A 22,957-nucleotide genomic window follows, 5' to 3' on the forward strand; every position below is an offset into this window, starting at 1 on the left:
AATATTTCTTCAATTTAAAGGCAATGGGTATTTTTCCAGCAAAATGTGCATTTTTTAGAAGCAGGGGTTCCGCGGATAAGAAAAAAATTTATACCCGCTAAAAAAGAAGCCTTAGTGCGGGCTTCCTTTTCAATTTATTTCCAAGTCTGGATTTGATCTGTCTCAAGAATACCAAGAGTTACATCACTAATATCAGGATCATCCAGCAGCTGATTTCTCACACCAATTTTGATATCATCTGCATCGGCAAGTGTTAGTCCTTCTACCAGCTCAATGTATCCTTCCACATGATATCTTCTCCCTTCCTGGATCAGCCGCAGCTGTTTTATATCCACGACCTGAGGATCTCCGAGAATAATTTTGGCGATGCGGTCTTCAATGTCCTTTGGTGCTGCCACTCCAATCAGGCCCAGTGTATTCTCAAATCCAATTTTTACAGCTATGCCCACCAGAAGCAGGCCAATTAAAATCGTTCCGACTCCATCCAGATAATAAAGTCCTGTAAAATGAGCAATTAAAATTGAAACAAGAGCAAGCAGGGCACCAAATGTCGCAATAATATCTTCATAAAAAACCAGGCGTGTCGGAGGTGAGGCAAGCCTGACATTTTTAAAGGCAACCGGCACAATCCCAATTCCTTTGGCGGGATTCCTGGTTTCATGCCCGATTTCTTTCATGGCTTTTAATAGAATAAATCCATCAACCCCCACCGCAAGGAGCATAACCCCAACATTGAGCCAGAGATCGGTGGATTCCTTTGGATGCTGAATCAATTCCCAGCCTTTATGTATCGTTTCATAGGCCATGATGGAAATGACGATAACAGCAATTAAGACAAACAGGTTGATTACCCGGCCAAATCCTGTTGGGAATTTTTTAGTTGGCTCCTTTTCTGCAAGCGCGCTGCCGAAGAACACAAACCCCTGGTTCAGTGCGTCAGCGACAGAATGAAGAGTTGTGGCAAGCATCGCCCCGCTCCCGCTTGAAAGAGCTGCAAGGCCTTTAGCAATTGCCAGAGCTGTATTTCCAATTGCCGCCATTCCGGATGATTTATTTCCTTTTTTCAATAATGCAATCACAGACATTTCCTCACCGCCATTTTTTAGTTTGGTTTTATTGTTACCCTCAGGATCCGATTCTGAATCATTTTTCCTCCATATTTCTTAGGCAAAAATAAAAGAGCTAATATCAAGATTAGCTCTCCAAAAATATTATTTAGCCAGCGAGTGCTTAAAGGCATAGATGACAGCCTGAGTTCTGTCTTGCACCTGCAGTTTGCTTAATATATTGCTCACATGTGTCTTGACTGTTTTTAAGGCAATAAAAAGCTCGTCTGCGATCTCCTGGTTCGTTTTGCCTTGTGTCATTAACAGAAGGATTTCCATCTCGCGGCTGGTCAGCTCTTCATGGGGCAGCTGCTGGTTTTTCTGCCTCATTTTCACCATCATTTTTCCGGTTACTTCCGGTTCAAGCACCGACTGTCCATGATAAGTAGAACGGACTGCCTCAGCAATCTCACTGGCTTTCGAGGTTTTAAGCATATAGCTTGTCGCTCCTGCCTCTAAAGCCGGATACACTTTTTCATCATCCAGGAAGCTTGTCACAATAATGATCTTAGCTTCCGGCCATAGCTCTATGATTCTTCTGGTCGCTTCGATTCCGTCCATTTCTTTCATGACCAGATCCATCAGAATGATATCCGGCCGCAATTCGAGTGCCAGATCAATAGCTGTTTTCCCGTTATCCGCCTCACCTATAACCTCTATATCCGGCTGTGCCGTCAAATAGGAAGACACCCCAATCCGAACCATTTCATGATCGTCCACAAATAAAACTTTAATCATTGGCCTCACCCTCAGAATTTAGTCTTGCCTAAAACAGATTTATTTACATAATCGGAACCTTCACTTCAAGCCGGGTTCCTTTATTTTTCACACTGATTATTTTCATGCTGCCGCCGACTTCTGCTGCCCGTTCATACATATTCTGCAGGCCATAGGAGCCTGCCTTTGTTTCCTCCACATCAAAGCCCACACCATCATCAGCCACCCGGAGTATGGCATAATCATCTCTTTGAATCAGGAGCACTTCAAGATTCTGTGATTTGGAATGGCGGAGTGTGTTGGACACAGCCTCCTGAAGGATGCGAAATAAATGGTCTTCCACCCCTTTATCGAGCGGGAAGTTCTCAACCTTCCATTCAATCTCCATGGAAACCTTTTGAAGCAATTCGACTAACAGCTCTTCAATTCCTTCCTGAAGGCTTTTGCCCTTAAGTGCAGCCGGACGAAGGTGCAGCAGGAGGGCACGCATTTCCAGCTGTGACTGATGAATCATTTCCTCCACCATTTTCAGCTGTTTTGCCTGCCTGTCTTCCGGATCCTGCTGGGTTTCAGTAATGGCGGACATCATCATGGACGCAGCAAACAGCTGCTGGCTGACAGAATCGTGAAGCTCACGGGCAAGCCTGTTCCGTTCCTGGGAAACAATCTCCTGCATCCTGTTCTCGATATCTTCCGCTTTTTCATTTGCCAGTTTTTGAGAGATCTTTGCCTGTTCTGCTATATTCTTTTGGATTTTCTCAGCCCTGGCTGCTATAGACTTCAATTCTTTACCTGTTTCCGGTACCTCTAATTGCCTGCCTTCTTCAACCTGGTGGAGCATAGTATCTACGGCAAAAAGCTGCCGGCGCCAGTAAATGCCTGACAGCAAACCAAAGATCAGGCCAATGGCCAAACTTATGCTCGGCACAAAAATAATAAAAGGAATATCAAGTACTTCCGTTTCCCAAAGATCCTTCCAGCCGGGAATGGGAAACATCGTAAAAAAAGAAGCTGTCAGGACAGCAAGAATGAGGAGAGACATGCCCGCTCCCCATGCAATTTGCCGCTGAAGGATATTCATACGCGCTTCACCTCGAGATCCCCGGCTGCAAAGGAAGTGAAAATCTTAACGCGCTGTCCGGATTGATCAAAGCCCGGCGTCTGAAGGTGAAGATGCTGATTAAACATCTTTGATTCTTCGTACTCAAATATTCGGGCCTTTCCGGCTATGGCTGAATGGCTGACACTAACCTCCACGTCATAAGGAACAAGGACCTGTACATTTCCAATGAAGTTCCGGATAAAAATGACGGTCTCTCCCTTTGGAATGACTGTATAGCTCAGGTCAATAACGGTATCACCTATTCCGGTCTGGATATTGATATCGTTCCATTCATACACCTGCTCAGGCGTTTTTTGCTGGCCGACAAATATATTGGAAAAAAGGGGATTCTTTTTTATGACTGTATCTTTCTGGAGATTTACTGCCGGTTCCTTTAAATCCGGATGAATCCGTTTAGGGTCTTTCTTAGACTGCCCAAACTGAATCAGCAGGTGGACCAGAATTGCCAGCAGGAAAAATTTCAGCGTCATCATGCCTAAAATATTGATGAGCAGAATGATTAATCCTAACCAGAAAAGCCATTTACCTGAGCTCTTTGGCATCCACTTTCTTCCGATATATACCATTCCAATTGGCACAAGAAGAGAGAATACCATACCGCTGTTGAAAAAGGCTATTTCTATAAAGAGAAAGACAATGCCCAATATAATGATCCAGTTCATATAGTCCCTTTTGTTGTAAGTGTTCATCTGGCATCCTCCTTTTGTGTAATATGGAATGATTGATTAAAAGGCGCAGTCATTCTACGCCTTTTTAGAATACCATTTTTTGTTCGTTAAGTAGAAAGAGTTTTTATCTTTTTGAGAAAAATATCATACAGGCAGGCTTCATTTTTTGTTCAATTAGAACTTCTCAGCTATTACAATACAGGCTTTTTCTCCAGCTCTTTTTCCAGCTGCGCGATGCGTGCATCGATTGTGCTGCGGTGATAGGAGCTTTTCACCTGCTGCTCAAGACGGTCTAAATAGGACTCAATTTCCTGGAATCTTGTAATGGATTTATCACTGTTTTGATCAAGCACCTTATCCATTCGGTGGTTGGCGCGTGTAATATTTTCACGGCCCATCAGTTCCATGCGGCGGATATGCATATCCTTCAGTTTATGCTTCATTTCCTCATATTTTCTTTCAAGATCACCCAGTTGATTTACCGCCTGGTCTAATAGATCTTTCAAGCGGCTGGCACGCTCTTCATACTGCATTTGCTCCTGTGATGCGAACTGGAAGAGTTCCTCTTCACCGGCCTTGGAAGCAACATCTGCCTGGCGCTTGCGCTTATCTGCAAGGTTTTTAGCCTGCTCGTATTCCCGGGTGAATTCTTCTTTCAATGTATATTGACGTTCCAACAGCTTGCGGACCTTCTCAGTTTCCCTCTCACAATCACGAAGGTATTGGTTTAATAGTGCTATTGGATTCCTTTTCTCCTTTTTATCCAACGCCTCATGAAGGTCTGCCATTACAGTATCTTTTATTCTTGTTACTAGGTTTGCCATATGGATCTCTCCTCTTTTTAGTTTTTATTTAATTCTGCCCACTGCTTTTCAAAGCTGGCAAAAGGATCATTATCTTCTTCCATTACACTTGAGCCTGAATCGTTCCATTTTTTATAAACCAGGTAAAGCACGTATGCAGCTGCAAGCCCCAGAATTGCTGGGAAGTTGGAAGCTGTGGCCATCAAAGCCATAAATCCGATGATGCCAAGACCGATTTTCGCCATGGTGCTTTCTGCTTTTAAAAATTGTTTAATCACAAAGTATAGAATTGCCGCGCTTACTGCGAGACCCACGATTGGGCCAAGATTCGAAATCAGCACCATCGCTGCAATTCCACCTGCTATCAATAATCCAACTTTTTTCATTTTTCGTTTCCTCCTTTCTTGATTTCATCTTACCTGTAATCCGTAAATGCTATAACGAGCCTCAGCTTTATTTTTAAATAAGACCTGAGACGTAGCAGCTGGTCGGCCCTTTTAAATTTAATTGGAAAATCTGGAAAAATAATCTACGTTAGTGCAGTAAAATGAGGGGTACACATGAGGTGTGCAATCAATTAACGATGTCTGATCGGGCAGTTTTTATAGATCTATTGAATTGGAGGGACTTCCATGTTTGGGTATGATGATTTTTTGAAGTTCATGCAAGCCTTTTTTGTGGTATTCCCAATAGTGACCCTCATTCATTTGCTAGGTCATATATTCTTTGCAGCCATTTTTGGCGGGAAAAGAATCCGTGTTATCATTGGCACAGGGAAAATTCTATTCACAACGAGGTTTTTGGAATTGAGACGGTACTACTTCTGGTATGGAGGGTGTGAATATACCTCTTTAAGATACAGCAGTAAACTGACCAAATCTCTTATCTTTGTAGGAGGATCCATTTTAAACATTGCGAGTATTTTTCTTGTGAATCACTTGATCCAAATAAGTGTTCTGGATGCTAATATGCTGTGGTACCAATTTATCTATTTTTCCTTTTATTATGTTTTTTTCGCTCTGCTGCCAATGGATATGGCAGATGGCACACTTAGTGACGGGAAGGCCATTTATATGCTGTGGTGCAATAAAAATATCAATGATTGCTCCGCGGACTGTCAGCTCGTCGATGAGAAAAGATCATGATCATCCAAAAGGAAGCCCAAAGAGGAGCTTCTTTTTTGTAGGTATTTCTTTTTTGTAATTGCTTATTGCGGCCAGAACTTAAGCAGATTGGAATGATGATCAAACAGACTTTTCGGCACATGAAAGAATTCTTTCCTGCCAATACTAATGGCGGAGGTGAGAATGATATGAATTTCTCATGGGTATTAGGGATTATGTTAATGGTACAAACACAGACTGCCGGGCTTCCACAAGATTTGTCCATTGAACATAACGGCCAAACCATTTCAAATATCAGCAGAATGGACTATCAAATACCGTTTCCCGGGCTTCCCATGGTAGATAGCGAACGGTTCATTCAGCTCCTTGAGACATTGGATCGACAGACGTATATTCCGCCTATGAACGCTTATATAGACGACAGCGGGCGGATCGTTGCCGAGAAACCCGGAAGAATCCTGCATCGCAAAGCATTCATCGATATTTTCTATACGTATTTTTATAATAAGGGAACGGCAAGAATTCAGATCCCGATGCTCCCCGTTTATCCTAGAGTGGATAGGGACCTTCTTTCCCATATTCGGGTTAAAATGATCGGCCAGTATGTTACATACTTTAATCCCAATAACACCTCGCGCTCGCACAATATTCAGCTTGCAGCTGAAGCCCTTGATAATACTGTGGTTTTTCCGAAAGAAGTGTTTTCTTTTAATCGTGCGGTTGGCAAAAGAACAGCCGGGAAAGGCTATATGCGTGCCCCGGTTATCGTAAGGGGGGAATTGTCAGAAGATATCGGAGGCGGGATCTGTCAGGTATCCTCGACTCTGTTCAATGCAGTGGACCGGGCTGGCGTCAAGGTACTCGAGCGTTATTCCCACAGCAAGAAGGTTCCGTATGTACCTCCCGGCCGGGATGCAACGGTAAGCTGGTATGGCCCGGATTTCACCTTTAAAAACCGCTACAGCTCGCCACTGCTTATACGGGCAAAAGCCCTGAACGGCCAAATGGTGGTCAGGGTATACTCATCTGATGAAATAGACTATGAGCCCCGCCGGGTCCCGAAGGCCTCAACCATGCTGCCGGAAGAAATCAGAATCGAAAAGGAAACGATTATAGAGGACTGAAGTTGATCAGGCTATTCATTGAACATCTATAAAAGAAGACCAAGAAGCATTATGACCAGTCCAAAGACCGAAGAGATCCGCTTCACACCTCTATTCTTTCCGGGCTTTAGGAATAAACTGATCACAAAGCCAACTGGCAAAATAATGCCATTAAAGCTGAAAGTGAATGTGCCTAGTATATAATAACCAATCAGCTTCAGCACCAGGTGCTCTTCTTCCTCATTCCTGCTGCGGAACAGAAGATAAATGCCGGCGGCCCATATTAGCAAAAAGATTATAAACATAATGTGCACCCCCTTTAAGATACGGTATTCCCTCTTAGTCAGGAAAGTGCCAATAAACAGGAAACACCCGCTCACCAGCGGGTGTTCAACTTTAGATAAGCGGCTTCGAAGAGACAATCACACCATCATCATCTGCATAAGCATATTCTCCCGGCTTCCAGTCAATCCCGCCAAAAGTGACAGGAATGCTGCGGTCTCCTTTTCCTTCTTTACGGCTTTTCAAAGGATTTGAACCAAGTGCCAAAATGCCTGTATTTAGGCTCCCAAGCTCCACTGTGTCCCGAACGCATCCGTAAATAATTACACCGGCAAGCTCCCTTGATTGAGCAATCTCACCAAGCCGGTCACCCATTAAGGCACATCTTTTTGACCCGCCGCCATCCACAACCAGTACATTTCCCGCTGGTATTGACTCCAGTGCCTCTTTTACCAGCACATTATCTTCAAACACTCTGACGGTCGAAATGGGGCCGGAAAACCTGCTTTTTTTCCCATACGACTTAAACTCCTGCTGGCAAATACGCAGCTCGTGACTGTACTCATCACATAAATCTGCCGTTTTAAAACTCAAAAGAGATCTCCTCCTTAAGCACTTTTGGCTGTAAACCTCTTCATGCCATCTTTCAATACTTCGATATGCAGCAGCCTGTTCCCTTCCTATTTTAATAATCGAATGGGAAAGATTACAGATTTCAGGCATATACCTTTTAGTAAAGAAACTCTGCACTAATAGAAAAGGGAGGTTAAAGGATGGCTTTAATGTGGGCAATTACCATCGGTTTTATTGTGTCACTGGGTCTTGTCGGATACATGCTTGTCCATTTTCTAAAAGGTGCAATGGATACCCGTGATTCCAAGACTGTTGACAGAATCGAGAGTGATACAAAAGAGTAATGAAAAGAGGCTGCCGAAATAGGCAGCCTCTTAGTCAGCTTTGGCAATTTGCACAATAGAACGTTTTCCGTGAAGATATTTCTTCTTTCACTATAGGGCTGCTGCAGCGAAGACATGGTTCTCCTTCTCTGTCATACACTCTGCACTGCTCATTATACCCTCCGGTTCTTTTATCTCCTTTAAACAACGGCTCTTCCATATAGCCCCCAAACTGAATGGCGCGGGTTAATACGCCCCTCATGGACTGATACAGGATTTTTATTTCATCCTCATCCAATTCATCTGCCTTTTTCATTGGCAGCAGTCCTGCCTCAAAGCAGATTTCATCACTGTAACAATTGCCGATTCCCGAAAGAAAATGCTGATTGATGAATGTTGTTTTCAGCATTCCTCTTCGGCTTCCGATCAGTTCCCGGAAGGCTGGAAATCCCAGCGTGTGAGCCAAAGGCTCCGGTCCCAGATCTGAAAGCTCCTTTTCAATCTCTGCGTCTGTCAGCAGGTGAAGATAGCCAAGTCTTAGTCCAATAAAATAGAGCTTTTTATCACCGAAAGAAATAATAATCTGTTTAGTTCGGTCAGGATTGTCCGCTTCATTTCCTATATACATCCACCCCCCCAGCATCAGATGAAGCAGCAAATTTTTACCGGAGCTCAGTTTGAAAATAAGATGCTTGGCCCTTCTTTGGATTTCGTTTATTTGCACACTAATCAGCTGACTTTTGAATTGGGCAGGCTGAACGTTTATGGACTTTTCGCGATTTACTTCTACATCGGTAATGACTTTACGGGCCAGCTGTTCCGTTAGCAGCCTTCTATAGGTTTCCATTTCCGGAAGTTCAGGCATCATGTCAGCTCCTTCCTAAAATACTGTTACCTTAGTATTTAATGGAAGGAATCACTTCATTCCTGGAAACTGCACAATAATACATTCATTGTTAAACGTTTCGTAACAATAGTTTCCAATATTTTGATGTCAAAAATGGTACGATTAAGATAAAGGGAGGTTTTTCCATATGCAAAAGAACCGTTCCAGCAAGCAGGCATTATTGTTTTTCTTCATTTATTCTGCATTACTTGGCAGTTTAATTTTTGCTGCTGCCACTTTCAAACCTTCGTTCCAAGAAGAACAGCCAACCGAAATTTCTTTCACTTTCTCGAAAGAACTCCAGATTCAAAAGCATAATCAGGAAAAGAAAGCAGCTAAGAACGAAGGGAAATGGAAGCCAACCAAAACCTTTGTAATCACAGCCATTTCCATTGCCTCCTGCCTTGATATCATCATTGTTCTGCTCTGGGCCCGTCATGAGAATAAACAGAAACAGCAGGGGCAACTCTCTAACCCGGATAGATTGACTAATAAGAAGTGGTTCTGGTACTTGGTTTCAATGGGCATTGTTTTGCCCAGGGATGGCAGGCTGACATTCAGCCTTAGAAACTTCATCTTAACTGCTGCCTTATTGGTGTTATTGAAGTTTTGGATGTTAGCCCGGCTTGAGAGCATCTAATATCATCCCTGACTTCGATTAACTGCCTCATTAAGCTGTGCAATAATATCGTCTGCATGTTCAATACCGATGGAAATCCTCACCACGTGCTTGGTGATTCCAAGTTCTTTGCTCACTTCAGGAGGCAGTGCACGATGGGACGTTGTCAGCGGATGGGACACCGACGTTTCAACACCAGCAAGTGTCGGAACAATTTTAATCCACCCCAGCTCTTTAAAAAACGCATTCACATCAGTACTTTCAGACAATTCAATTGTTACAATGGCCCCGAACCCTTCTTCACCGTGCTGGGAAGGATAATATACCTTATTTACCTTTTGCTCTAATGCCCTTGCCACTTTACTGGCATTGGCAGACTGCTGCTTCATTCTGAGTGCCAGAGTTTTTGCTCCCCTGCAGGTCAGCCAGGCTTCAAACGGGCTTAGATTTGCGCCAAGGTTAATAATTTTTGTGCGTGCTTTCCCGACCAATTCTTCATTTCCTGCCAGGACACCTGCTGTAATATCGCTGTGTCCGCCTATGTATTTGGTTGCACTGTGGACGACCAGATCAATGCCTTTCAAATAGGGCTGGCAATGATATGGAGTGGCAAATGTATTATCAATCTGAGTAACGAGGTGATGCTTCTTCGCCAGTCGGACGACATCCTCAAGGTTTTCCACCCGCAATAAAGGATTTGTGATGCTTTCAGAGTATAAAAGTTTTGTATTCTTCCTTATGGCCCCCTCCACTTGGTGAGCATCAGAAAATGACACAAAGGTTACTTCTATACCAAGCTGTGTCAGCTCTTCCTTAATTAAATGGAAGCTGCCTCCGTACAGGTCATCTGCTGCCACGATATGATCTCCGCTTTTGACCACAGCAAGCACCCCCGCCAGGATGGCAGATAAACCGGATGAAGCAGCAGTCCCGGCCGGTGCTCCTTCAAGGCCGGCAATTAATTCACCAAGCTCATCTGTATTCGGATTCCCAACCCGGGAATAAAGATAATTGCCGTTCCCCTGATAAAATCCCTCCAGCTCATCAAGGTCGCTGAAAGCGAAAGCAGAGGTTTGATAAATGGGTGTTACTTTACTTTTAATGTTTCGTTGGGTGTTATGGTTTCTATGAAGAACAGAAGTTTCGAAATTCATTTGGTCTTACTCCTTTAAAAGAAATAGGCCTGGAGACAAGCCCAGACCTTTTTAATGAAATTAGCTGAATTTATAAAAAATTATATCAATACAGCTTTTATACGTCAATGTACGAGAGGATCCCTACTTTACTTCCTGCAGAAAACTTTTTGTCCTGATGCCCGTCCTCCGAATGATTAATGTTGTGTCTACATGTATATCTGCTTGTGCAAATTTTTCATCCCAGTTCTTCTCGACCTTTTTGAAATCCTGATAATCCTCCCTCATCACAACCTCGCCAAAACCGAAGATATCGGTTCCATATTCCTTCTGAACTTTTTTGATCGTTTCAGCAACCATTTCATTAATCTGTTTCTCTGCCATTTGCCCATTTTCATCGAATGTCTTTGCTTTATCAAACTGATCGTTGCAATGAGTACCGTTAATATAGGACTCTGCTCTGATTTTTATATGGATATCTGCTTTCCCATTCTCGAGTTTCCCTTTAACTTTCGTCCGTGTATCGTATACTCTTATCCCCATATAACGGTTTTCGCTGCATTTTACAGTAATCGACGTTTTATCAATTTTATTCTGAAGCCATAAGTAATTTCTTGAATCCTCCAAAGTTAGAAATCCATCCAGCTTATCACCTTTGAATATCGCCAGTGAGTCCAGGACTACAAGTGCGTCCGGGGTGACCTTCATCATATTTTCCACATTTGGGCCAGCCTCCGGGTCACCATTTATTCTGACAGCGGCCATTACAGGCTGACGGCCCGGAGTTGTCCAGGCCGTAATGACATCATTCATTCTAACGCCTGGGTCTCCGCCCCAATCCTTCATCATGGTATCCAGCTGTGTGTGCAATTTTAAAGAAGTAGATTTTTGGAATTGATATGTCACCTTTAGAATATCAGAACCTTTGGCTTCTCTTGCAATCAATATATTAAAATCATCTCGAATCTCCCTGTTTCTTTCCAGAAAATCAATGAAGTCAATAATCCCCTCTTTGGCTAGTTCCTCTCCAATAATCAGCGTGCGCATGTGAGAATAGATCAGATGCCTGGATAGTCCTTCATTCACTCTATAGGCCAGCTCTGCCAGAGAATTTCCTTCTGCAGAGAATACGATAGAAGGAGCAAAGCCGCTTGCGGTGCGGTTATTTAACTCGATTGCATTAACGCCTTCCACAGTCAGGATGTATTTATCGTTTTCTCCCTTATCCACAGCCATTCCTATTACAACGGTTATTTCCCCCAGTTCTCTCTGATCCCAGCATCCTGTCAGCAGTATTGCCGTTAAAAAAATGGCACCAAATTTTTTCAATTGGACTGCTCTCCTTTCATTGGGGGAGGAGAGGGCGACCCTGTCTTTGGAAACTTTTCAGGATTCTGTGTTTTTAAATATGCCGGCCTCTTCCTCATGCTCCAGATCGGGAATCGGAAAAATACATCCTTCTGCTGCTCAATGATAAACGGTGCCACCGGCGATAGATATGGAACACCAAAAGACCTGAGAGAGCTCAGATGGGCCACAACAAAAACAAGTACAATCAGTACGCCATACAAGCCCAATATAGCCGATACAATTATCAAGAGAAACCTTAACAGCCTTGCTGCTGCAGCAAAACTATAAGTTGGTGACACAAAATTGGCGATGGCAGTAATAGCGACAATGATGACCATAATATTCGATATTATCCCTGCCTCTGCTGCAGCCTGGCCGATCACGAGTGCCCCTACAATGGAAACAGTCTGCCCGACAGCCCTTGGCATCCTAACACCGGCTTCCCTCAGGATCTCAAACGTTACTTCCATTAATATAACTTCAATGACCGCTGGAAAGGGCACTCCTTCCCGCTGGGCAATGATCCCGAGAAGCAAAGGGGTTGGCAGAAGCTCATGATGAAAGGTTAAAATCCCGACATATAAGGAGGGCGTAAGCAAGGCAATCATAAAGGATAAATAGCGGATTAATCTTAAGAAGCTTCCCATCATAAAGTTTTGATAATAATCTTCTGCGATGGAGAAGAAATCGACCAGTACTGCCGGAACCACCAGTACAAAGGGAGTACCATCGACAATGATGGCAATCTTCCCTTCCAGCAAATTAGCTGCCACCGCATCAGGCCTTTCACTATTCAGAGCCAATGGAAAAGGTGTCGCTGCTTTATCTGCAATCAGCTCTTCAATATTTCCGGATTCAAAGATGGCGTTCACCTTTATCTTGCCAAGTCTTTTGCGTACCTCCTCAACGATCTTTTTATTTGCGATTCCTTCCATAAACCCGATGTATACAGTTGTGTTAGTTTCAGAACCAATAATGAATTTTTCAAAACGGAGGTTTCTGTTTTTTATTCTTCTTCTCAGCAGGCTTACATTGGTTGTTATCGACTCTACGAACCCATCCTTAGGCCCCCGGATAACCGTCTGCGTGCTTGGCTCAGTTATGGACCGGTCTTCCCCGATAGCCATAGAAAGGGAAAGCGCCTTCTCCATATCTTTAAATAAAATAATGATGTTTCCATAAAGCAGAGAGGTGATAATCTCATCGAATGTATCAACAAGCTGATAGCCTGCTCCCCCGAATTTCTCCTTACATAAAGACTTTAAATCATCCTCTGTTGATAAATTAAAACCATCCTTATGCCCGCTGATGGATTGCAGGATCGTTTCCTTGAGTGATTTAGTATCAATCATGGTTGTAAGATAGACAAGCAGCGCATCTTTGCCTTCTGTTTTCAGTTCATCCATGCTTAAATCAATCGTGCTTCCGAACTCTGCTTTGATTTTTTTTCTCAGCTGTTCCAGGCTCATGCTTTTTAGAACCGGACCCGGGTCTGCCGCTTGCTCAATCTGAACAGGGTGTTCCTTTTTTTTGCGCATTTTCAAGAGTGATTTAAGAATACTCAAAACTTCATCCCCTTCGTGCCGGGTTTAGCCTTTTTCTTTCGGCTCTTCCATAAAACTGCGATTAATAGAAGTGAAGGCAGCGCGAACTGCATCGGCAAATGCAAGAAGTATGGAACCATCTCAAGTCCCTCCTGCCAATGGTCACCGAAATTGGCTGATATCAATATAGAATAAGATGACACAATCATGGCTGCCGGAAGGGAGAAATACCGATACGGAATTCTGAAGGTGTATTCCAAGCCCTTCAGAGCTGCAAACATAAATACGGATCCCTTGACCAAAATCCCCAGCATCATGATAAAAACAACGAGCGCATCAATTCTTTCTATGAAATTGCCTATGGAGACCTCGCGGGCAGAACTGAGCATAGGAAAATTGGAACGCAGCAAAGCATCAGATCCCAGTGTCACAATCATCAAAAACATCGCAAATAATAAAAGCACACCCGCAATCGCCACTCCCAGCAATGACACACGCAGGCAATATTTAAAGTTGGTTACGACGGGAAGGATGAGTGTGAATGCAACAAGCTCGCCAAAAGGAAACACGATTAAAGTTGGAAAAAGCGCTTTTACAACCGGCTTAATCCCATCTCCGAGCACGGGCTTTATTTCATTTAAGCTGGCATTCCCGCTTGCAAATAAGAAGATGGTCAGAAGGAATAAAAATCCGAATAAATAAGGCGTAAAAATTTCTGAAGTTCTCCCAAGGACTTCGAGGCCGAGATATAAAATATAGGCCATGGCAAGACAGATGGTCAGCGAAATGATCTCAATTGGCGTCGACGGCAGAATGGCCGAAGCAATCAATTCGCCAAAATCCCGGACCACACGGCTTGCAAGGTACAGAAAATAAACTACATAAATACTAGAAAAAATTATGGCAAGCGGTCTTTTAAAACCCATTTCCATGAGTTCATACAAATTTTTTCCAGGTACCCTGCTAATCAGGAAATAGTAGAATAGCATGATCCCAAACCCGAACATAATGGAAACTGCAATGGCAATCCAGGCATCCTTCTTGGCATCCCCGCCTACTCCGACAACAATGGCGCTTCCTAAAAGGAAATTGATCAACAATGTCAGCAGCTGGCTGAGAGAAATATTCTCTTTTAACATTCCATCACCAATCCCTTTTAAGATGTGTAAGTTCTAAGATGACCGATTCTTTTTCCTGGCTTTCCAAAGATGGAAATCAACAGCTGCACTCGAGGCAATTCCAATCATAACGGTAACAATAACAATCATTCTTCCAGTAGCAACCTCTGAAAACAGCAGATTCCTCAAAGCTTCAAAAAACGTTTCATCAAATATTTTCATATCAAAAATAGTGCACAATATAGCCAAGAGCAGAAAAATGGCCAGATAGCTAAATGTAATCATGTCTGTACCCCATTAACATTGGATATTGTATATCTTTTCTCGGTCTGCCCATTTTATCCAGAATAAAAGAAAAATCTGGCCAGGATCCGATTTACCATTCCAATTATTTGGGTATGGTTAGAGAAGGACAAATTGTATAGGAATAGGATTTGCAGGAAAAATTATGTATGAATACAACGTAGGAGGACAGATATGACGACATCCAACCACAAAACACCTCAATATCCTGAGCCATTTTGGAGGGAAGAGGAGCTTCCTGCCTTTGACAAGCTCAGAGAAGATGCTCAAACGGAAATTGCGATTGTCGGAGGAGGCATAACCGGGATTACAGCAGGGTACCTTCTTGCCAAGGAAGGTTTTAAAGTGGCGATCCTTGAAGCCGGCAATATCCTGAACGGCACCACTGGCCATACAACAGCAAAAGTAACTGCACAGCATGGTCTAATTTACGATGAATTGATCAGCCACTTTGGCGTGGAAAAAGCTAAACTTTACTACCAGGCTTCCGCTGACGCTCTGGATTTTATCAGGAAGACCGTTTCTGACCAACAAATCCAATGTGACTTCAGCAATGAAGAAGCCATTATATATGCTGTTTCGGAAGAGTATGCACAAAAAGTTGATAAAGAGCGCCAAGCCTATGAAAAACTCGGCATTCCACACGCAATGAAGGAGAGCATCCCGTTTAACATCAACACGACTGCTGTGCTTTCTATGAATAACCAGGCCCAATTCCATCCTGTGAAATACTTGAAAACGCTCCTTAAAGAATTTGTGGATCTCGGAGGGACTGTTTATGAAAATACAACAGCATCAGATATTGAAGAAGGCAATCTGCCTGATGTGGTAACCAGAGATGGCCATCGACTGAAATGCAAATATGTCATTGCAGCTTCCCACTTCCCTTTTGCGGATATGAAAGGGTTTTATTTTTCCAGATTATCTCCGGAAAGATCTTATGTCATTGGCGTAAAAATCAAAGAGGATTTTCCTGGAGGCATGTATTTAAGTGCCGATTCACCGACCCGCTCGCTGAGGTACACCCCCTATAACGGAGACAAGCTTATTTTAGTCGGCGGGGACAGCCATAAGACGGGTCATGGGCCGGATACGATGAAGCACTACGACGCCCTCGAAGTATTTGCGGAGGAGGTGCTCGGCATAACCGATTATCCTTATAGATGGTCTGCCCAAGATTTATACACACTGGATAAAGTCCCTTATATCGGTCCGATCACGTCCAAGCAGAAGAATATTTTTGTCGCAACAGGCTACCGGAAATGGGGGATGACAAACGGGGCAGCAGCTGCCATGCTGATAAGGGATCAGATAATGGAAAGAGACAACCCTTATGCCGACCTGTTTACTCCATCAAGATTCCAGGCTGACCCAAGCATTAAAAAATTTATTGCAGCCAATACAGATGTTGCCGGACAGCTGATCAAAGGCAAGCTTGAATTTGTTCCAAAAGATACAGGGGATCTGTCCAATGATGAAGGCGGCGTCGTAATGATTAACGGCAAGCGGGCAGGGGCATACAGGGATCCTGAAGGCAGCCTTCATCTTGTGGATACAACCTGCACCCACATGGGATGTGAATGCGAATGGAACCATGGTGATCGCACCTGGGATTGCCCATGCCACGGCTCACGCTTTTCCTATGATGGAACCGTTGTCGAAGGTCCCGCTGCCAAACCGCTGAAAAAGGTTGAAGAATGAGATATAGGTAATTGAAATGTAAAAAAGACAGTCTTCGAATGGGAAAACTGTCTTTTTTTATGTGTTTCGGAGGATTTACGCGCCAGTGATAGAGCTGGTCCTGATTTATGTACAGATAATTTTTTTATGTGCGGATAACCTTTTTTGTGGGCGGATAGAACTTTTTTGTGCGCATACCCCATTTTTCTGGGCGGATAATTCTTTTTCTGTGCGCCTAGCCCTTTTTGGTGGGCGGATAAACCTTTTTCTGTGCGCATAACCCTTTTTGGTGGGCGGATACTACTTTTTCTGTGCGGATAAATCTTTTTCTGTGCGCACAGCCCTATTTATGTGCAGATAGTATTCTGCACTATAAATATAGCTGCATTTTAAAGTTTAAGATGCTGAATACCCAGCTTTTACTTTCAGATAACCTCTTTTACATGCATATAGCTCACTTTTATTTTCGGATAGCCTTTACACGCCCTCAGGTATGACAGCAGCAAAAAATCCCCCTTTTAAAAGGGGGATTGGGTTCATCAGTCCTGCACATTGTTTTCTTTCTTTTCTTTGCTTCCAGTTGTGAATTCAACAAGCTCTTCGCTTGTTCGCTGCGGTCTGTGTTTATTGTTGTTGCGCTGTGCATTGCCATTTCCAAGTTTGGTTCTGCCCATATTCTCATCTGCTCCTTTTTTGGTTTATCAGGAGTAGTATGAGTCAATCAGGGAGCTGTTATTCTGATGCCAGCACTCCAAGTTCAGGGGCTTTTCTATGCCTGGTAGCCTGTTCAAAAGCATAGGCAAGTTTAATCAGGAGCGGCTCACTGTAGGCAAGTCCTGTAAATGTGATGCCCACCGGCTCTCCTTCAGGGGTATATCCGGCTGGTACTGTGATGGATGGATATCCTGCTTTTGCAGGGATGCCTGCCCCATAATTATTCGGGAACACGATGGCATCGAGATTATTCTCCTGCATTACGTAATCAATACCCTGCTCCCCTGAAAAATAGATGTCCTTCTCAAGCGCTGATATATAGGCCATTTCGGTTAAAGCTCCGCTGGTTTCCTCCGCTTCAATCAGAATGGATTGACCGTATTTTAAGCACTTTTCGCCGTTTTTATCATTGAATTTAATGACAGCGGATAGGGTGCGAATAGGAAGGTGCGGTGCGACAGTCCGCAAATAGGCATTCACATCCGCTTTAAATTCATAAGTCAGGACGTCGTAGCTCCACTCCGTTTTTGCGGAAGGAATCACTGCTTCGTCGACCACCACTGCACCCTGCTCATTTAATCGGGCTACGGCCTGATTCATGACGGCAAGCTTCTCAGAACTTAAATAGTCAAAATAAGTCTCTCTGGCAATGCCGATTCGTGCTCCCTGCAGTCCGTTTTCATCAAGGAACGAAGAAAAATCCTTCCCCTGCCGATCCTGATTGGTCAGGGTTACCGGATCATTTTCGTCAGAGACGGCCAGCACGTTTAATAATAATGCGGCATCCTTTACCGTTCTCGCCATTGGCCCGGCAGTGTCCTGGCTGTGTGCAATGGGAATAATTCCGGTTCGGCTGACAAGTCCGACGGTCGGCTTTATTCCAACGAGAGAATTCTGGCTGGCAGGACTTAATATAGAGCCCGATGTCTCTGTTCCAATGGCTGCCACTGCAAAATTAGCTGCAATAGCTGCACCGGATCCGGCGCTCGAACCTCCGACATCAAATTTACCCGGCCCGTAAGGATTTAAGGTCTGCCCGCCCCGTGAGCTGTAACCGCTCGGCATCCCATCTGTCATAAAATTAGCCCATTCTGTCATATTAGTTTTTCCTAAAATAACAGCCCCCGCTTGTCTTAATTGAGATGCCACAAATGAATCCCTTTGTGCAAAGTGATTCTTTAAGGCAAGTGAGCCTGCAGTTGTCCGCATTTTGTCTCCTGTATCAATATTATCCTTTAATAATATGGGAATGCCGTGAAGAGGGCTGCGCGGCCCCTTCTTCTCTCTTTCCGCGTCAAGAGAAGCTGCAATATGCAGTGCATCCGGATTTAGTTCTAAAACAGAATGAATATTTTTATCCAGCTGTCCAATTCGGTACATATACATTAATACAAGTTCTTTGGAGGTAATTTCCCCATTCTGCATTTTTTCCTGCAGTTGATCTATTGTGGCTTCAAGCAGATACTTATCATGAAAACTCTCTAGCCTTGGATTCTCCATTTTATTGATTTCCCCTATTCTTTAGTGAAATAAAGCTGTACTTACTAATTCGCTTAGATTACGGGAAATTCCTTTTTAAAAAAAGGCCGGACACCAACTGATTCAGGTGTCCGGCCCTTAATCTTTATACGATTTGGCCGCCGCGCATGACTTTCTTTTCTGCAGTGAGGCTCAGTTCTTTCACCATTTTCTTCAGTTCGCGCTCTTCTCTCTCAGTAACAAGAGAGATAACAGTTCCGCCAGCGCCGAATCTTCCTGTTCTTCCCGACCGGTGAACATATTGATTGATATCCTTCGGGAAGTCGAAATGTACGACATGGGTAACACCTTTGATGTCCAGCCCCCTTGCCGCAACATCTGTGGCAATCAGCATATTTGTTTTACCCGTGCGGAAATTCTTAATCGCTTTCTGCCTGTCAAATTTGCTCAGGTCGCTGTGCAAAGTGCTTGAAGAGATATTTTTAAAATCAAGCTTTTCAGCCATGACGGTAAGGTTGCCAATATCCTTAACAAATACCAGTGCCTTTATGTCCTCAAGCCTTGAGATCTTCTCGAGCATTTTGATTTTATCCCGCGCTTCTGCCACAAAATAAATATGGTCCACTCCTGCAGCCTGAATGGTTTCATCCTTCTCGACACGGATGACTTCAGCATCAGCTGTCAGCTCTTTCGCGAGCTGCTCAACAACCGGAGGCAGTGTAGCTGAAAACAGCAGAACCTGGCGTTCTTTAAGCGTAGATTTAACAATGTTTTGGACCGTCTGAGTGTGTTCCTTAACGAGAAGCTGATCGCCTTCATCAAGGACAACAGTTTTGACTTCATGCATTTTCAGCTTCTTCTGTTTAATCAGCTCCAACACCCGTCCCGGCGTTCCTAAAGCAATATGAGGATGTTTCTTTAATTTTTCAAGCTGCCTTTTCACATTGGCACCGCCGATAAAAGAAGCAGCTTTAATCCCGCTGCCTTCAGCCCACTTTTGAATCTCGCTTAATATCTGCATTACAAGCTCCTGTGAAGAGGCTAAAATGACAGCCTGAACGGCCTGTTTATCCGGGTCTATTTTTTCCAGGACCGGCAGCAGGTAAGCAAGTGTCTTTCCGGTTCCAGTCGGAGACTCGGCAATAACATCTCTGCCTTCCAGGGCCTCTGGCACCGCTTCTGCCTGAATGGTCGTCGGCTGAGCGAATGCTGACTTTTTCCATGCCTCCTGGATAAATGGCTTCATATTTTCAATAAAAGATTGTGTCATATGTTACTCCTTTAACTTTATTGCGTAAAATTAGATTAATTATTATTAGTATAGCCGAAAATCGGAAAAAACTAGTATCGGTAATGATACTAGCTTATAGGCAGGAAGTTGTCCACCTTAAAAGATGGCTCTATTCGTATAAATTATTAATTTCCAAGTGCTCCCTTTCCGCTGGGCGGACGATGAGCATCCTCTAGGCTGTGCGTCTGCGGGGGCTCACCTGTCCCGTTGGACTTTGAATAAGCTTCCTTGATTAAACACCGCACGAAGAAAATGCGCATGCATTTTCGAAAATCTCGCACTTACGCTACAATCAGCTATGTAAATTAATACAAAAAGCAGAAAACTTTGCGAACAGTTTAAATGAAAAGGCACGAAGCCTTTTCGGGCATCCGTGCCTTAATACTTACTTATGAATCCATACGGCTCCGGCAGAGTTGTCCTTTGCTTCACCGATCACTTGGAATTTCAGGCCAAATTCAGGAACAATTCTTCCTGCATCAGGAATCATACTGTTAATGAATTGGTTAGAATCATCAAAAACAGAAACTCCTTTGAGGCCAGGATAGTCATAATCTCCGCGGGATGGAGAACTTACCTGCCATGCTGGTGCTTTGTCCAAGGAAAACGCAGCATCTGCAATCTGATATCTTGTGCTTTGAGATACTGTTTCTTTGCCGTCTAACAGACCCGTAATGGCTTCCGGATGAGAATCCACCACTCCAAGAAAACCTTCTCCCGGATGAACGCCAACCCAGTTGTCTGTGTGGCTGTCATCAGCATACCAAACAACTAAACCAGTGTTGTATTTTACCCCTCTGGAATGGGCAAGAGCTGTATCGGAGCCAGCGTAATTTCTCCACTCAAGGTAATAGTGGTTCTTCGCAAAGCTGATTCCATTGGAAACAATAAATCCGTCAAGTGCCATCTGTGAGTTTCCTTCAGCATCGTCTGAGAAAATCACATTGCCGTCAGCCGTAACAGTGATTTCATCCATCGCAAACCCATCCAACGCTAAGCCGCCGTCTGTTACATATTCAAATGTCAGGCTAACCTTTTTACCTGCAAATTCGCTTAAGTCATATGTCTTATCTGTCCATTGTCCTTTTGAAGATTCAGCGCGGGCATCACCATCTGTATCTTCATCACCGATAACATCCAGCTCAGCTTCTGTCCCATCAGATGCCTTTGCAGTAACTGTCAGATAATCATAATCAAACTCAATATCAAAATATGCCTTTGCGTTAAAGGCTGCTGTTGTGGCACTTGTTAAATCAAATTCAGGCGTCGTCAAAGTGGTATGAAGATCATCGCCTTTTGTGCTGTAGTAATATTTCTCCCCGAATGCAGGTGCAATTCCCTTCACTTCTTTTTCAGGCAGATTTACTTTAACAATTGCCGGGTTTTTCGATTTGGTTACACTTTGGTCAATAACCGTTGCCATGCCTTTTTTATCAATATCTTCATAATTTACTTCCATAATATTAGCCCAGTTTCCGCTCATGCCTTTTTGGAAAAACTCTTTATTTTGCGGTGAGAAGCTGGTTGGTTCAGTACCTGCTATTTCCCCGTTCCAGCTGCCTCCGCTCATGATGGACCAGGAAGCAATCGGCTCACCCTCACCGGTATACTGTGTATCATACTCATCCGGCAATCCCAGATCGTGGCCAAACTCATGAGCAAATACCCCGACAGCTCCGTCTTCAGGCTGGATTGTGTAATCAAATGCTCCCATTTTTCCGCCCCAGTAATCTACCTTGGCTGTTGTATTTGGAACTGCAAATACTCCTTCAAGCGTCCAGCGGTGAGACCAGATGGCATTATCACCGAGCGCACCTCCGCCAGCTTCCTGACCTGTACCGGCGTGGATAATCATGAGATGGTCAACCAATCCATCAGGCTCGTTAAGGTTTCCATCACCATCTAAATCATATAGATCAAATTCATCGTATTCTGACAGATCCATTCCCGCGTTTACAGCCGCCTTTAAAGCTTCTTTTACTAAATCGCGAGGTCCAAGAGGTGATAGATTGTCATGGCCACCGCTAGGACTATCATCACCATAGTCACTTGCTTTTCCAGGGACAGTAAGCCAATCTGATACAGTGCCATCCACCGTGTAGCTGCCTCCGGACTGCTCTTCATAGTACTGCTTAAACGTTTTCACTTTATCTCCGTTAAATAATTTAAATTCAGTATCGCCAAACATCAGTTTTTCATAGTGTTCTTTGCTGAAATCATCAGCGTACATGTAGCCCTCTTCCTGTGTTACATTATTATGCTTGAAATCTTCGAATTCGGTTAAAAGCACAAGCACTTTATCTGTTCTGACATCACCATTGTATTTTGCATCCTTGGCCGGATCTACTTTTACATAGCCGTCCGGTTTGCCCTTTTTGAAATTTTTATGTCCTTTGTTCAGCTGCTTTGACAGCTTGTCTTTTTTGTTTGGTTAAAAAATCTTTTGTTTTTTTGTCAAATTCATCTTTATGAGTATGGCTATTTTTTGTACTTCCTGGCTGCTTTTCACCCTGTTTTTCATTTATGTAATCCTTAACAGCCTTTTCTATTTCTTTTGATGATGCTTCCTTTTTAACTAGCCCTCTTTCCTTTAAAGCCTTTCCGAGCCGGTCTTCATTCACGATGTTTAAATCAATCGGTGCAGAAAGCTCCTCTGCTGAAGCTTTTGAAGGAGATGCTGTCCCGGCAAAAGATCCCGCAAATAGCGCAGCTGCCATCATCGTGCTGGCTGTAATAGAAGATACAACCTTAAAAGGTTTGTTCTTATTATTCATCTTGTAGCCCCCTATATAATTTCTCTGAATCTTCGAAGCGCGAAATTAATTCTATCAAACTAACATAAAGTTTTTAATAGTCTAACAATACTGTTATTTTAATATTTTGATAAATTTTGAGTAGGTAATAATACTCGATTTTTTCAGAACGAACACTGAAATTAGGTATTCATGCTTACTTAGGAGGAATAAAAAAAAGAGCATCAGACTGTTCTGATGCCCTTTCTATTATTCATTCATTTTG

General features: G+C 43.5%; 22 protein-coding genes and 1 pseudogene. 5 read left to right on the forward strand and 18 right to left on the reverse strand.

Annotated features, from left to right (window positions below; all coding sequences use genetic code 11):
* Positions 1–134: 134 nt before the first annotated feature.
* From NSQ49_RS08000 to NSQ49_RS08025, 6 genes are all read right to left on the reverse strand, one after another.
* Positions 135–1,085 carry a cation diffusion facilitator family transporter gene (locus NSQ49_RS08000; protein WP_251283260.1) on the reverse strand — a complete coding sequence of 317 codons (951 nt, stop codon included), beginning with the start codon at positions 1,083–1,085 and terminating at the stop codon, positions 135–137.
* A 126-nt stretch (positions 1,086–1,211) separates the two neighbouring features.
* Positions 1,212–1,844: a response regulator transcription factor gene (locus tag NSQ49_RS08005; protein ID WP_159862063.1), complete on the reverse strand. Its 633-nt coding sequence runs from the start codon at positions 1,842–1,844 to the stop codon at positions 1,212–1,214.
* Between the two features lie 43 nt (positions 1,845–1,887).
* Entirely contained in the window at positions 1,888–2,904 is a 1,017-nt protein-coding gene (locus NSQ49_RS08010; protein ID WP_159862064.1) for a sensor histidine kinase, read from the reverse strand.
* Positions 2,901–3,635, reverse strand: coding sequence for a cell wall-active antibiotics response protein LiaF (gene liaF / locus NSQ49_RS08015; protein WP_159862065.1), 735 nt, complete (start codon positions 3,633–3,635; stop codon positions 2,901–2,903). The genes NSQ49_RS08010 and liaF overlap by 4 nt, the downstream gene beginning before the upstream one ends.
* 170 nt (positions 3,636–3,805) lie before the next feature.
* The gene (locus NSQ49_RS08020) at positions 3,806–4,438 is read right to left on the reverse strand and encodes a PspA/IM30 family protein (RefSeq protein WP_251283261.1); all 633 of its coding nucleotides are present in this window, start codon (positions 4,436–4,438) and stop codon (positions 3,806–3,808) included.
* A 17-nt stretch (positions 4,439–4,455) separates the two neighbouring features.
* Positions 4,456–4,803 carry a lmo0954 family membrane protein gene (locus tag NSQ49_RS08025; RefSeq protein ID WP_159862067.1) on the reverse strand — a complete coding sequence of 116 codons (348 nt, stop codon included), beginning with the start codon at positions 4,801–4,803 and terminating at the stop codon, positions 4,456–4,458.
* A gap of 246 nt (positions 4,804–5,049) precedes the next feature.
* Here NSQ49_RS08025 and NSQ49_RS08030 point away from each other — a divergent pair, with 246 nt between their 5' ends.
* Entirely contained in the window at positions 5,050–5,562 is a 513-nt protein-coding gene (locus NSQ49_RS08030; RefSeq protein ID WP_251283262.1) for a hypothetical protein, read from the forward strand.
* Between the two features lie 167 nt (positions 5,563–5,729).
* The gene (locus NSQ49_RS08035) at positions 5,730–6,665 is read left to right on the forward strand and encodes a VanW family protein (RefSeq protein ID WP_159862431.1); all 936 of its coding nucleotides are present in this window, start codon (positions 5,730–5,732) and stop codon (positions 6,663–6,665) included.
* Between the two features lie 26 nt (positions 6,666–6,691).
* Here NSQ49_RS08035 and NSQ49_RS08040 read toward each other — a convergent pair whose 3' ends face one another.
* Together NSQ49_RS08040 and rraA are read right to left on the reverse strand one after the other, a co-directional pair.
* Positions 6,692–6,949, reverse strand: a complete 258-nt coding sequence (locus NSQ49_RS08040) for a hypothetical protein (protein WP_159862069.1) — start codon at positions 6,947–6,949, stop codon at positions 6,692–6,694.
* Between the two features lie 91 nt (positions 6,950–7,040).
* On the reverse strand, positions 7,041–7,520 hold the full coding sequence (gene rraA / locus NSQ49_RS08045) for a ribonuclease E activity regulator RraA (RefSeq protein ID WP_159862070.1): 480 nt from the start codon (positions 7,518–7,520) through the stop codon (positions 7,041–7,043).
* Between the two features lie 179 nt (positions 7,521–7,699).
* On the opposite strand from rraA, the gene NSQ49_RS08050 reads away from it, so the two are divergent.
* Positions 7,700–7,843 (forward strand): hypothetical protein, encoded by a 144-nt coding sequence (locus tag NSQ49_RS08050; RefSeq protein WP_201306449.1) that lies wholly within the window; start codon positions 7,700–7,702, stop codon positions 7,841–7,843.
* Between the two features lie 34 nt (positions 7,844–7,877).
* On the opposite strand, the gene NSQ49_RS08055 is transcribed toward NSQ49_RS08050, so the two are convergent.
* Positions 7,878–8,687 (reverse strand): Fpg/Nei family DNA glycosylase, encoded by an 810-nt coding sequence (locus NSQ49_RS08055; RefSeq protein ID WP_159862432.1) that lies wholly within the window; start codon positions 8,685–8,687, stop codon positions 7,878–7,880.
* A gap of 169 nt (positions 8,688–8,856) precedes the next feature.
* Here NSQ49_RS08055 and NSQ49_RS08060 point away from each other — a divergent pair, with 169 nt between their 5' ends.
* Positions 8,857–9,348 (forward strand): hypothetical protein, encoded by a 492-nt coding sequence (locus NSQ49_RS08060; protein ID WP_251283263.1) that lies wholly within the window; start codon positions 8,857–8,859, stop codon positions 9,346–9,348.
* A 2-nt stretch (positions 9,349–9,350) separates the two neighbouring features.
* Here the strand turns inward: NSQ49_RS08060 and NSQ49_RS08065 are convergent, their stop codons facing one another.
* From NSQ49_RS08065 to NSQ49_RS08085, 5 genes are all read right to left on the reverse strand, one after another.
* Positions 9,351–10,481, reverse strand: a complete 1,131-nt coding sequence (locus NSQ49_RS08065) for a trans-sulfuration enzyme family protein (RefSeq protein WP_251283264.1) — start codon at positions 10,479–10,481, stop codon at positions 9,351–9,353.
* A 123-nt stretch (positions 10,482–10,604) separates the two neighbouring features.
* On the reverse strand, positions 10,605–11,789 hold the full coding sequence (locus NSQ49_RS08070; RefSeq protein ID WP_251283265.1) for a Ger(x)C family spore germination protein: 1,185 nt from the start codon (positions 11,787–11,789) through the stop codon (positions 10,605–10,607).
* The gene (locus tag NSQ49_RS08075; RefSeq protein WP_251283266.1) at positions 11,786–13,375 is read right to left on the reverse strand and encodes a spore germination protein; all 1,590 of its coding nucleotides are present in this window, start codon (positions 13,373–13,375) and stop codon (positions 11,786–11,788) included. The genes NSQ49_RS08070 and NSQ49_RS08075 overlap by 4 nt, the downstream gene beginning before the upstream one ends.
* The gene (locus NSQ49_RS08080; RefSeq protein WP_159862075.1) at positions 13,372–14,493 is read right to left on the reverse strand and encodes a GerAB/ArcD/ProY family transporter; all 1,122 of its coding nucleotides are present in this window, start codon (positions 14,491–14,493) and stop codon (positions 13,372–13,374) included. Before NSQ49_RS08080 ends, NSQ49_RS08075 begins: the two co-directional genes overlap by 4 nt.
* 33 nt (positions 14,494–14,526) lie before the next feature.
* Entirely contained in the window at positions 14,527–14,757 is a 231-nt protein-coding gene (locus NSQ49_RS08085) for a hypothetical protein (protein WP_159862076.1), read from the reverse strand.
* A 192-nt stretch (positions 14,758–14,949) separates the two neighbouring features.
* Here NSQ49_RS08085 and NSQ49_RS08090 point away from each other — a divergent pair, with 192 nt between their 5' ends.
* On the forward strand, positions 14,950–16,476 hold the full coding sequence (locus NSQ49_RS08090; RefSeq protein ID WP_159862077.1) for an FAD-dependent oxidoreductase: 1,527 nt from the start codon (positions 14,950–14,952) through the stop codon (positions 16,474–16,476).
* A gap of 518 nt (positions 16,477–16,994) precedes the next feature.
* Here the strand turns inward: NSQ49_RS08090 and NSQ49_RS08095 are convergent.
* From NSQ49_RS08095 to NSQ49_RS08110, 4 genes and pseudogenes are all read right to left on the reverse strand, one after another.
* Positions 16,995–17,129, reverse strand: coding sequence for a hypothetical protein (locus NSQ49_RS08095; RefSeq protein WP_258549819.1), 135 nt, complete (start codon positions 17,127–17,129; stop codon positions 16,995–16,997).
* A gap of 58 nt (positions 17,130–17,187) precedes the next feature.
* Complete coding sequence (locus NSQ49_RS08100) at positions 17,188–18,669, reverse strand: amidase family protein (protein WP_251283267.1); 1,482 nt, start codon at positions 18,667–18,669, stop codon at positions 17,188–17,190.
* A gap of 124 nt (positions 18,670–18,793) precedes the next feature.
* Entirely contained in the window at positions 18,794–19,918 is a 1,125-nt protein-coding gene (locus NSQ49_RS08105; protein WP_159862080.1) for a DEAD/DEAH box helicase, read from the reverse strand.
* Positions 19,919–20,324: 406 nt separating this feature from the next.
* Positions 20,325–22,713 (reverse strand): annotated as a pseudogene (locus NSQ49_RS08110) (immune inhibitor A domain-containing protein).
* Positions 22,714–22,957: the final 244 nt, after the last annotated feature.

The sequence above is a fragment of the Cytobacillus sp. FSL R5-0377 genome (genome assembly GCF_038004385.1).
Classification (GTDB): Bacteria; Bacillota; Bacilli; order Bacillales; family Cytobacillaceae; genus Cytobacillus.